Origin of the sequence: Sphingopyxis sp. (genome assembly GCF_035250425.1) — a bacterium.
GTDB lineage: Bacteria > Pseudomonadota > Alphaproteobacteria > Sphingomonadales > Sphingomonadaceae > Sphingopyxis.
In genome coordinates this window covers 23,170-34,633 of sequence record NZ_DATFFD010000009.1, presented here as the reverse complement: position 1 = coordinate 34,633, position 11,464 = coordinate 23,170, and the positions used below count along the sequence as shown (strand labels likewise).

The window sequence follows — 11,464 nt, the reverse complement described above, 5'->3', positions numbered from 1 at the left end:
CGGACTGTTTCTGGGTCGTCTTGACCAGCTCGTCGAGTTCCTTCGCCTGCGCCTCGTGGCGCTCTGCATCCCATTCGCCGAGCGTTTCGAGATGCTGACGCAGCCGCGCGATCGGGTCGCCGAGCGGCCATGCGGTCGCTTCGTCGGCGGGACGATAGGCGCTCGGATCGTCCGAGGTGCTGTGGCCTTCGCTGCGATAGGTGAAATGCTCGATCAGCGTCGGACCGTTGTTCGTCCGCGCGCGATCCGCGGCCCATAAAGTCGCGGCATAGACCGCTAGCGGATCGTTACCGTCGATACGCAGGCCCGCAATACCATAACCCACAGCACGCGCGGCGAAGGTCGTGCGTTCGCTGCCGGCAAAGCCCGAGAAGCTGGAAATCGCCCACTGGTTGTTGACGACGTTGAAGATGACCGGCGCGTTGTAAACCGTCGCAAAGGTCAGCGCCGAGTGGAAGTCGCCCTCGGCCGACGAGCCTTCGCCGCACCATACCGTTGCGATGCGGCTGTCGCCTTTCGACGCCGAGGCCATCGCCCAGCCCACCGCCTGCGGATATTGCGTCGCGAGGTTGCCCGACACGCTGAAGAAGCCATGTTCGGGCGCCGAATACATGATCGGCAGCTGGCGGCCCATCAGGTGATCGCCGCGGTTCGAATAGATCTGGTTCATCATCTGGATCAGCGGATAGTCGCGCGCGATCAGGATGCCCTGCTGGCGATAGCTGGGGAAACACATATCCTCGCGGCCGATCGCCATCGTCGAGGCGACCGAGGTCGCTTCTTCGCCGGTGCATTTCATATAGAAGCTGGTCTTGCCCTGCCGCTGCGCGCGGAACATGCGGTCGTCGAAGGCGCGGGTGAGCATCATGTAGCGGAGCATCGTCCGCAGCCGCTCGGGCGACAGCTTCGGATCCCACTGCCCCTTCGCGTGGCCGTCGAAATCGAGCACGCGGACGAGGCCGTAGCTCAGCTCGCGCATCGCATCGGGCCTGGTCGCTTCGCTCGGGCGCGGGGTCGCTTCGACCGCGGGAACTTCGATATCGCCAAAGTCCGGGGTATCGCCGGGGCGATAGCGCGGTTCGGGGATATGAAGCGACAGCGGCGGCAAATTGCTCGCCGGGCGCTGAGGCGTCTCAGGCATATCTTCTTCCCTTTGAAGGCGCGAATCGCGCCTAGTTATATTTCAACGTTACGACATATTATTACGGGCGCCATAGGAATGCAACGGCGGCGCTCAGACCGCGACAGGCGCGGAAATATGCGCTTGCGGCGCATAATCCTCGACCGCGAAATCCTCGAACCGATAGTCGAAAATGCTCGAAGGCCGGCGAAGGATGCGGAGCTTTGGCGCTCCATCCGGAACGCGCGATAGCTGTTGCTCGACCAGTTCGGCGTGGTTCAGATACAAATGCACGTCGCCGCCGGTCCAGACGAGTTCATGGGCATGAAGACCCGCCTGCTCGGCGACCATTCGCGTCAGCAGCGCCGCCTCGAACACGTTGAACGCAAAGCCGAGGCCAAGGTCGCACGAGCGCTGGAACAGCAGGCACGACAGGCCGCCGTCGCTGCGGACATGAAACTGATAGGTCATGTGGCACGGCGGCAGCGCCATGCGATCGAGGTCGGCAACGTTCCAGCCGGTGAAGATGTGCCGCCGCGACCCGGGGTTGTTCTTCAGCGAATCGATCAGCGCCGCAATCTGATTGTGTCCTTGGCTTGCACGCCGGAAGAGCCCCTCACCCGCCGGTTCGTATCGCGGCCAGTTGACCCACTGGTGACCATAGACCGGGCCGAGGTCGCCCCACTTCGCGGCGAAATCTTCGTCCGCGATGATCCGCGCCTCGAAATCCGCGGCGCTGATCGCCTCGCCGGTCGCGCGGCGATATTTGTCGAGCGGCCAGTCGGTCCAGATCTTCACACCCTGTGAAACGAGCGACCGGATATTGGTGTCACCGGTCAGGAACCACAGCAGTTCACGCAGCCCCGTCTTCCAATAGACGCGCTTGGTCGTGAGCAACGGGATCGCGTCGTCCGTCAGCGAGAAACGCATCGTCTCGCCGAACAGCGAGCGCGTCCCGACGCCGGTGCGGTCGACCCGCTCGTCGCCTTCGACCCAGATGCGGCGCATCAGATCCAGATATTGGAGTTCATAATGGATGGAATCAGGCAAGACTCGGCTCCCGGCTTTGTCTCTCGGTGCTAGGCTTCGCGCCGCGAGCGGACAAGGGAGCAACATGGGGAGCAAACTCGCTGGCAGCACAAAACCTCCGATGCGGGGCAGTCGGGCGTTGGGAATCGCACGGCCTGAGCGCATGGGAGCCGCGATGACCCTGTTCGAACCCCTCGGCAAAGCGCCGGACCCGTCGGCGCTGGCCGGCTTTGTGCCGCGCCAGCTTGAGGATGACCTCGCGCGCCTGTTGCTGCGCCCGATGTTCGATGACGAGCGGGAGACCCTGTTCCTTGCCGCATTCGACGCCTTCGAACGCCTCGTTCGGCTCGAACGCGTCGATGGGGATAGCCCGGGCCGCTGCGTCATCCCGCCACGCGCTTGGCGCACGCTGCTGAACGGCGGCGTTGCGACGGTCGTCATGGCGCACAACCATCCCTCCGGGACGCCCTGGCCGAGCGATGCCGATATTGGCGCAACGCATGATGCCGCGCTTTTCCTGCGGACCCTGGGCATCGATCTGGTCGATCATCTGATTTTTGTTGCGGACGGCCATTTCAGTTTTCGAACTGCCGAAATGCTGTAGCCCAGACAATCATCTTCACTGTGCCGATTGGCGCTTGAAGTTCACAGATTGCGCGTCTAGAGGACCGCCCTGCCTTCGCACCGGCCCGCCGGTGCAAAGATCGGTCGGGGAGTAGCTCAGCCTGGTAGAGCACTGTCTTCGGGAGGCAGGGGCCGGAGGTTCGAATCCTCTCTCCCCGACCAATTTCTTGCATATTGCAGATTCTGCACCGTCTCTTCTTGTAAGTCGGCGCGCAACATCCTAAATCTCTTCTACGCCGCCGTGGTTTTCCCCCTTTCCATCGCGGCGAGTGTCCCGTCATCACTGACGCGGACGCGTCCTCCCTGGACCCTGGCCACCTCGTACTTCGGTACGAGGTGGTTTTTTATTCGGCGGCTTGCGCGAATATTTCGGCGCCAGGCCGCCCAAATCCCGCTTCGGCGACAAGGTTCGCGAACCAGCGCGCCAGCCGCGCGATACGCGCCGCGTCGGGCAGGCGCTCCGCCGTCAGATAGAGGCTGCGGTCGATTTCGATCTGGACCGCGTGGACGGCCTCCGCCGGGCGGCCGTGCGTCCGGATGATATGGCCGCCAGCATAGGGCTGGTTGCGCGCGACAGGCTCGTTCAATCGCTCGGCCGACGCCACCGCGAGGTCAATCAGCCAATCGCCCGCGGTTTCGCCAAAACGATCGCCAACGATGATTCGCGCGCCATGCCCCGGCTGGCCCGCCGGAATCGGCGGCATCGAATGGAGATCGATCAGAATCGCATGGCCATATTCATTGCGCGCCGCGATCAACGCTTCGGCGAGGGCGGCGTGGTAGGGCCGGTGGAAGGATTCGAGGCGCCACTCCAGCGCCGCGCCGTCGATCGGCCGCTTCCACAGCGGACCACAATCGGCGAGCCGCGTCGGCACGACGCCAAGCCCCGCGCGTTCCTTGCGCCCCGGCGCCGAAAATTGCGCACGCAGCGGCATGGCAACCTCGCCCGGCGCCATCTGTCCCTCGCCGCGATTGAGGTCGGCGACGGCCCGCGCCCATAGGGCGTGGACGACCGTCGCACCCGCATCGACGGCGCCGGCCGCGATCAGGTCGCACCAGCTATCCTCGAGTCGCTCGAGGTTCGGCTGGTCGACCCGTGCCGCGCTCAATATCTCGGGCGGATAGATGCGCCCCGCGTGCGGCACCGACACGACGATGGGCCCGCTCACCGCGGGCCGGTTGACAGCGATGGCGGCGGGCGGGATGGTGCGGGACAGCATCAGCGATGGGTGGCAAAAAAAGCGGGACGAATCCAGCGCCGCGCGTCAATTTGTTAAATCTCTGGCGCTATGGAGGGCGTGACAGAGGGGGCAGCCGACCGGAAGCGGCCGCGCCGAAGGACCAGGGAACAGATTTTAGCATGATTCGCATTTTGCTGGCCGAAGATGACGACGTGATGCGCGAGTATCTCGCGCGCGCGCTGACCAGTGCCGGCTATCACGTCACCGCGGTCGATCGCGGCACCGCCGCGGTGCCCTATATCGATTCGGGAACCTTCGACCTTTTGCTGTCGGACATCGTGATGCCCGAGATGGACGGGATCGAACTCGCCCAGTACACCGCCAAGGCCGCGCCGCAGACGCAGGTCATGTTCATCACCGGCTTTGCCGCGGTTTCGTTGCGCGCCGAAGAAAATGTGCCGCAGGCCAAGCTGCTGTCGAAACCTTTCCACCTCAAGGATCTGGTGCGCGAGGTCGACAATATGTTCGGCCGCAGCGACCGCTCGAGCCAACAATAACGACGCCGCCGCACGCGAAGGGCTTGCCAAGTCGCGCCGAGGCATTTAGGGGGCGCGTCACCCCAAGGGATGGGCGTGTAGCTCAGTGGTAGAGCACTGTGTTGACATCGCAGGGGTCGCAAGTTCAATCCTTGCCACGCCCACCATTAAAAACGCCGCCACCCCAACGGGTTGGCGGCGTTTTTGCTTTCAGGCCATTCCCTTCGTCAGATCGCCGCGGGACGCATCGCCGATCTGGCTGCCGCCGTCGCAATCGAGGATCGTGCCGGTGATATAGCCCGCGGCGGGCGAGCAAAGAAACACCGCCGATTCGGCAACCTCCTCGACCTTGCCCCAGCGCTTCATCGCGATGCGGTCATAATGCGACTGACGCGTTTCGGCGTCGGGGGCGAGCCGCTTCATCCCTTCGGTATCGGCGATCGGCCCGGGCGAGATGCCGTTGACGCGCACCTCGGGACCCCATTCGAGCGCGAGCACGCGAATCAGCTGGTTGATCCCCGCCTTGGCGGCGCAGGCGTGCGCCTGCAACGCCGAGGCATTGACTGCCTGCCCCGCGGTGATCGCGATCAGCGACGCGCCCGGCCGATTGAGCAGATCGTGGCAGCCCCGGAACACGTTGAAAGTCCCATTGAGGTCGATATCGACGACGGTGCGAAAGGCGTTGGCCGACATGCCGAGCGCCGGGGCGAGGAAATTGCCCGCCGCGCCCGAAATGACGATGTCCATCGGCCCCAGCTCGCCCGCGACGCGCTCCATCACGCCGCGGATCGCCGCATAGTCGCGCACGTCGCCCGACAGGCCGAGCGCGCCCTTGCCGATGTTCGCCGCCGCGCGCGCCGCCTTGTCGGGATCGCGCCCCGCCACCGCGACCTTGGCGCCGAGTTCGGCAAAACGCTTGGCGATGCCGAGGTTGATGCCGCTGGTGCCGCCGGCGACGAAGGCGGTCTTGCCGGCCAGCAGATTGTCCCGGAATGTCGTCATGCTACTCTCCCTTGGCTTAACCTCTGAAGGCCGATGGCACCGATGCGGGGTTGACGGATCGAAACCAGTCGCCTTTTGAAACTGGAACAGACAGCAAGGATGATCCGATGGCAAGTGCCGGCCCGACCTCGAACAGCTTCATCTCGCAGCGGCTGAAGCTGCATTATGTCGACTGGGGCAATCGCGGCGCCCCGCCGCTGCTGCTCGTCCACGGCGGCCGCGATCATTGCCGCAACTGGGACTGGGTCGCCGAGAAACTGCGCGACCGCTATCATATCATCGCGCCCGATCTGCGTGGCCATGGCGACAGTGCATGGTCGCCCGACGGCAATTACGCCATGGACATGTTTGTCTATGACCTCGCGCAGCTGGTCCACCAGCTCGACCTGGGCCCGCTCTCGATCGTCGCGCATTCGATGGGGGGCAATATCGCGCTGCGATACACGGGGCTCTATCCCGAAAATGTCCGCAAGCTCGTCGCGATCGAGGGGCTCGGCCCGTCGCCCAAGGTGATCGCCGAACGCGCGAAGACCGGTTACGCCGAACGCTTCCGCAAATGGATCGAGGACAAAAGGCAGGCGGCGGGGCGCACCCCGCGCCGCTATGCCACGCTCGAGGACGCGCTGGCGCGCATGATGGGCGAGAACAGCTATCTGACCGAGGCGCAGGCGCGTCACCTGACGATCCACGGCATCAGCCGCAACGAGGATGGGACGTGGAGCTGGAAATTCGACAATTACCTCAACATCTGGCCCGCCTTCGACATGCCGCAGGATGACATCGCCGCGCTATGGGGCGCAATCTCCTGCCCCACCCTTTTGCTGTATGGGGCGAACAGCTGGGCCTCGAATCCCGAAAAGGATGGCCGCCTCCGGCATTTCAACACCGCCAAGGTGATCGAATTCGAGAATGCGGGTCACTGGCTGCACCACGACCAGTTCGACCGGTTCATGTCCACGCTAGACGAATTCCTCTAAACGGGTCGCCGGTTGCGCGCGGCGGCGCGCGATGAGAGGCGGCGCGATGGCCTATACGGGGCAGGTTTCGAAGCATCAGAAGCTCGTGGCGGGCGGCGGCGCGTTTATCGCGGTCATCGCGGTCGGGCTCGGCCTCGCGACCGGCCTCGATCTCGATGTCGTCCGCAAGACCAGCAACGCGATTGCGGCGATTGCCCTGCCCGCGCCCGTACCACCACGCGAGGAGGTCGCGCCAGCCAAGGCGCCGAGTGAAAAGGCCAGCGGCAAGGCATCGGCTGCGAACAAGCATGCCAAAGCCGCTGCGATCGCTGCACCGCCGCCCAAGCTGCCCCCGATTTCTCCGCCGGTTGCCGCCGCACCGCATCCCGGCGCCGGAAACGACGCATCGGCGGGCGCGACGCCGAATCCCGGCCCCGGATCGGGCGTCGGCGGACGCGGCGATGGAACGGGCGCCGGCGGCGCGGGCAGCGGCACCGGTGGCGGAACCAAGGCCATCTGGCGCCGCGGTACGATCCGCGACCGCGACTATCCGCGCGAAGCCAGCCGCGCGAAGGCGGGCGGCGAGGTCGAAGTGCGCTTCACCATCGAAGCCAGCGGCCGCGTCAGCGGTTGCCGCGTGACGCGATCCAGCGGCGACGCCTCGCTCGACCGGACGACGTGCGAGCTGATCGAGGAACGTTTCCGCTTCAAGCCCGCGACCAACGCCGCGGGCGAACCCGTCGCGAGCCAATATGGCTGGCGGCAGAGCTGGTGGCTCGAACGCCGACACTAGCGTCAGGATCCTAAGCATCTTTCTCGATTGACATGCATTGCGACAATGTCGCGAATGATTCGCATTAGAGTTGACTTTGCAAGCGACTCTCAATAGCGGCGCCCCCGAACCAATCACAAAATAGGGGGTTTATCGTGAAGCCATCGACATCTGCCTCGTTCCTCGCACTCTCCTGCGTCGGCAGCCTGATCAGCGCACCGGCTTTTGCCTCCGACGCGGGCAAAGCGCAGGACGCGCCGGGCGGCCGCAGCGACATCATCGTCAGCGGAACGCTCGCGACCGAGGTGGAATCGCCCAAGTCGACCGCTCCGCTCGTCGACACGCCCCAAACCGTCACGGTCGTGTCGCAGGAGCAAATCCGCCAGCAGAATTTGCTGACGCTGCGCGACGCGCTCTCGACGATCCCCGGCATCACCTTCGGCGCGGGTGAAGGCGGCGGCGGTTATGGCGACTCGATCAACCTGCGCGGCTATTCGGCGAACAACGACCTGACCGTCGACGGTGTGCGCGACAGCGCGCAGTACAGCCGCACCGACCCCTTCAACCTGCAGCAGATCGAGGTCTATAACGGCGCCAACTCGGTCTTCAACGGATCGGGCAGCGTCGGCGGCACGATCAACCTCGTCAGCAAAATCCCCTTCGCGCGCAACGCGACGACGGTGCAGGCCGCTGTCGGCACCGACAATTATTACCGTGCCGCGGTCGACAGCAACTGGCGTGTCAGCGACCTGATCGCCGTCCGCCTGAACGCCATGTATCACGAGAATGACGTTCCCGGTCGCGACATCGAATCCTATCAGCGCTGGGGCGTCGCGCCGTCGATCACGATCGGCGTCGACAGCGACACCAGCCTGACGCTCGCCTATATCCACCAGGACGACGACAATACGCCGATCTATGGCGTTCCCTATATTCTGGGTTCGGCGAATGACGGGCCGGTGCCGGGTGTCGACGACAGCGACTATTTCGGTATCGTCAATCTCGACAAGCAGAAAACCAAGGTCGATCGCCTGACCGCGACCTTTCGCCATGCGTTCAGCGACAATGTGTCGATCCGCAACCTCACCCGCTGGCAGCGCGTCGGCCAGTATAGCCAGACGAGCGCGCCGCAGGGCGTCATCTGTCTTGCGAACGGCCGCCAGCCGATCGCGGAAAGCCTAGGCTCGACCGTCGGCGCGCTTTGCCCCGCCGGCCAAAACACACCGGGCTTCTATTATCCCAGCGGTCCCCGCGGGCTTGTCCGCGACCAGGTCAACGACCTGTTGCACAACCAGACCGACCTGACGATTTTGAGCGGCAGCAAGGGCGGCTTTTTCAACACGCTGGTGATCGGCGCGTCGTACACCCAGGAAGATTATTCGATCGAGACGGCGCAGCTCCTGCGCAACCCCGGCGGCGCGACGCCCAATCCCGTCCAGCCGCCGATCAGCCTGTCGAACCCCGACACTGTCTGGACCGGCCCGGTCAACTATCTCCGCACGGGCAACAATTATGGCGATACGCGCAATTTGGCGATCTATGCGTTCGACACACTCGAAATCTCGCCGATGTTCGAGCTCAACGCGGGCGTCCGCTATGAAAATGCGCGCAATATCTTCCACGCCGATACGGTGACCGCGCCTGCAAGTCCGACCGGCGTCGTTTACACCCGCGGCCCCAATCAGGTCAGCGACGAGAATCTCTTTTCATACCGCGTCGGCGCGGTCTTCCACCCGGTCGAGAATGTCAGCCTCTACGCCGCTTATGGTAACGCCAAAACGCCGACTTCGGCCTCGGTCCGCGCCGGCTGCGGCGTCCCGGCGAACTCGACCGCGGCCGATCCTTGCGCCGTTGCCCCCGAAAAGGCGCGCAACATCGAATTCGGCGCCAAGGCCGAGCTGTTCGGCAAGAAGCTGTTGCTGACAGCAGCGCTGTTCCGCAACGAACGCACCAATTATCGCGTGCCTTCGAACGATCCGGGGCAGCCGGCCTCGCTCCAGATCCTCGACGGCCGCTCGCGCGTCGACGGCTTCGCGCTTGGCGTGACCGGCAATGTCACCCCCGAATGGGCGATCTTCGCGAACTACACCTACCTCGACGGCAAGGTGAAGCAGAGCGTTTCGGACTTCTGTCTTGCCAACCCGGGCAGCACCGGTTGCGGCAACAGCGCCGCCATTCCCGATCCGCAGCGCGGCGACCGGCTGTTCCAGACGCCGAAACATTCGGGCAGCCTGTTCACGACCTACGTCTTCCCGTTCGGCCTCCAGGTCGGTTACGGCCTGACCTATCAGGGCAAGTTTTCAACCCATCAGAGCAACCTGTTGCAGCGGACGCCGATTTCGGTCGACGATTATCTGACGCACCGCGCCTTCGTGTCCTATGATTTCAAGAACGGCCTTGTCGCACAGCTCAACGTCTCCAACTTCACCGACGAGGATTATTACACCGGCGTCCGCAACAATGTGAGCGCAGCCACCGGCATCGTGACGGGGGGCTGGGCCACCCCCGGCGATGCACGCTCGGCGGTGTTCAGCCTTTTCTACAACTTCTGATCGCGGTGGGGCCGGGCGCGGCGATTGCCGTTCCCGCCCCTTTCGGCCTAGAAGCGGCCCATGATCCGCATCATCCCCGACGTGCTCGACGCCGATGGCGTCGCAAAGCTCCGCGCCATCCTCGACGCCGCCGACTGGATCGACGGCAACGAGACATCGGGTCCGCAAGCCGCGCTCGCCAAACGCAACCAGCAACTCCCCGAATTCGGCGAGGCTGCCGGAGAAGCGGGGCGCCTTGTGCTCGACGCGCTGGGCCGCAGCCCGCTGTTCATCGCCGCGGCGCTGCCGCTCAAAATCTACCCGCCCTATTTCAACCGCTATGCCGGCGGCGAGAATTTCGGCGATCACATCGACAATGCGATCCGCATCCGCCGCGGCAGCGATTTCCGCATCCGCAGCGACCTGTCGGCGACGCTCTTTCTTGCCGATCCCGACAGCTATGAGGGCGGCGGGCTTGTCGTCGAAGGCTTTGCGCAAGAGCCGGGGATCAAATTGCCGGCGGGGCATTTGATCCTCTATCCTTCAACGACCGTTCATCGCGTCGAACCCGTCACATCGGGTGCGCGGGTGGCCAGTTTTATGTGGATTCAGTCGATGGTACGCGACCAAGGGCAGCGCAACCTGTTGTTCGATCTCGACATGGGGGTGCAGGGCGCCGCAGCGGCACTGGGCCAGGGCGACGCGGCGGTCGTCCGCCTGACCGGCGTATATCACAATCTTCTACGGCGCTGGGCCGACAGTTAATCCATCATATCGCGCCACGCGCGCGACAGATATTCGCGGTCTCCCGCAACGATGCATGCCGCAAGTTCCTGCTCATCGGCGAGCTTGAGCGCGGCCTCGGCCCCCAGAACCGTCAGCGCGGTCGCCCAACCATCGGCCCTGATGCAGTCGCGATGGAGCACGGTGACCGACGACACCATGTTGACGATGGGGCGCCCGGTCGCCGGATCGAAGCTGTGCGAATAATGCCGGCCGCCCACGCTGAAACCCCGGCGATAATTGCCCGAGGTCGCCACCGACAGATCGTGCAGCGCGATGCGCCACGGCGGAATCGACGATGTGGGCGGCATTTCGACATCGACCCACCAGGGTTGGCCATCGGGGCGTATCCCCTCGCCGCGCAGTTCGCCGCCGACTTCGAGCAGGAAATGCCGCACGCCGATATCGAGCAGCCATGCGGCCGCGAGGTCGACCGCATAGCCTTTGGCGATACCCGACAGGTCGAGCGCGGCCGCTTCGCCGCGGCGGATACGCCGCGTTGCCGGGTCGAAATCGATGGTGCGGTCCAAAGCGCTCTTGCCAGCCGCCGGCGCCTTCCCGGTGCGTCCGGTGCTGCCGAAACCCCAGGCTTCGATGATGCGGCCGAGGCCGGGGTCGAAGGCACCGCCGCTGGCACGCGCGATGTCGAGCGCGACGTCCACGACATGGGCGAATTCGGCCGGGACTTCGCGCCATGTTCCGGGCATCGCGCGGTTGAAGCGCGAGAGATCGGAATCCGGTTCCCACTGGCTCATCTGTTCGACGACGAGGTCGAGTGCGGCCTGCACGCCGTGCAGGGCCGCGGCGGGCGGCGAGACCGCCTGTAGCGACCAGCCTGTCCCCATCGTTTCGCCGGCGAAGCTTTCGATGGCAGCCCCCGCGCCAGGCCCGGCGAAAGCCGCGGGCGTCAAGGCGCGGGGGATGAGGATG

Annotated in this window: 11 protein-coding genes and 2 tRNA genes; 8 read left to right on the top strand and 5 right to left on the bottom strand. The window is 64.7% G+C overall.

Annotated elements, in window-relative coordinates; all coding sequences use genetic code 11:
* Together VJ811_RS00555 and thyA are read right to left on the bottom strand one after the other, a co-directional pair.
* Nucleotides 1-1,141: 3-methyl-2-oxobutanoate dehydrogenase (2-methylpropanoyl-transferring) subunit alpha (locus VJ811_RS00555; protein WP_324070149.1), on the bottom strand; the 1,141-nt coding region annotated here is incomplete at its 3' end.
* 93 nt (nt 1,142-1,234) lie between these two features.
* Entirely contained in the window at nt 1,235-2,170 is a 936-nt protein-coding gene (thyA, locus tag VJ811_RS00550) for a thymidylate synthase (protein WP_324070147.1), read from the bottom strand.
* Here thyA and VJ811_RS00545 point away from each other — a divergent pair.
* Nucleotides 2,157-2,753: a JAB domain-containing protein gene (locus VJ811_RS00545; RefSeq protein WP_324070145.1), complete on the top strand. Its 597-nt coding sequence runs from the start codon at nt 2,157-2,159 to the stop codon at nt 2,751-2,753. The genes thyA and VJ811_RS00545 overlap by 14 nt on opposite strands.
* A 105-nt stretch (nt 2,754-2,858) precedes the next feature.
* Nucleotides 2,859-2,935: transfer RNA gene (locus VJ811_RS00540), tRNA-Pro, on the top strand.
* A gap of 182 nt (nt 2,936-3,117) precedes the next feature.
* Here VJ811_RS00540 and VJ811_RS00535 read toward each other — a convergent pair.
* Nucleotides 3,118-3,993 (bottom strand): N-formylglutamate amidohydrolase, encoded by an 876-nt coding sequence (locus VJ811_RS00535; protein ID WP_324070143.1) that lies wholly within the window; start codon nt 3,991-3,993, stop codon nt 3,118-3,120.
* Between the two features lie 140 nt (nt 3,994-4,133).
* Between VJ811_RS00535 and cpdR the strand changes: the two genes are divergently transcribed.
* Nucleotides 4,134-4,511 (top strand): cell cycle two-component system response regulator CpdR, encoded by a 378-nt coding sequence (gene cpdR / locus VJ811_RS00530; RefSeq protein WP_324070142.1) that lies wholly within the window; start codon nt 4,134-4,136, stop codon nt 4,509-4,511.
* A gap of 71 nt (nt 4,512-4,582) precedes the next feature.
* Nucleotides 4,583-4,657 (top strand) — tRNA-Val (locus VJ811_RS00525).
* A 43-nt stretch (nt 4,658-4,700) separates the two neighbouring features.
* Here VJ811_RS00525 and VJ811_RS00520 read toward each other — a convergent pair.
* Entirely contained in the window at nt 4,701-5,492 is a 792-nt protein-coding gene (locus tag VJ811_RS00520) for an SDR family oxidoreductase (protein ID WP_324070141.1), read from the bottom strand.
* Between the two features lie 107 nt (nt 5,493-5,599).
* Here VJ811_RS00520 and VJ811_RS00515 point away from each other — a divergent pair, with 107 nt between their 5' ends.
* From VJ811_RS00515 to VJ811_RS00500, 4 genes are all read left to right on the top strand, one after another.
* On the top strand, nt 5,600-6,469 hold the full coding sequence (locus tag VJ811_RS00515) for an alpha/beta hydrolase (protein WP_324070140.1): 870 nt from the start codon (nt 5,600-5,602) through the stop codon (nt 6,467-6,469).
* A gap of 46 nt (nt 6,470-6,515) precedes the next feature.
* Nucleotides 6,516-7,241: an energy transducer TonB gene (locus VJ811_RS00510; protein ID WP_324070139.1), complete on the top strand. Its 726-nt coding sequence runs from the start codon at nt 6,516-6,518 to the stop codon at nt 7,239-7,241.
* Between the two features lie 131 nt (nt 7,242-7,372).
* Entirely contained in the window at nt 7,373-9,772 is a 2,400-nt protein-coding gene (locus VJ811_RS00505; protein WP_414711897.1) for a TonB-dependent receptor, read from the top strand.
* A 60-nt stretch (nt 9,773-9,832) separates the two neighbouring features.
* Nucleotides 9,833-10,516 carry a Fe2+-dependent dioxygenase gene (locus tag VJ811_RS00500; protein ID WP_324070135.1) on the top strand — a complete coding sequence of 228 codons (684 nt, stop codon included), beginning with the start codon at nt 9,833-9,835 and terminating at the stop codon, nt 10,514-10,516.
* Here VJ811_RS00500 and VJ811_RS00495 read toward each other — a convergent pair.
* Nucleotides 10,513-11,445, bottom strand: coding sequence for an FAD:protein FMN transferase (locus VJ811_RS00495; protein ID WP_324070133.1), 933 nt, complete (start codon nt 11,443-11,445; stop codon nt 10,513-10,515). The two genes, VJ811_RS00500 and VJ811_RS00495, sit on opposite strands and share 4 nt — an antisense overlap.
* Nucleotides 11,446-11,464 lie beyond the last annotated feature (19 nt).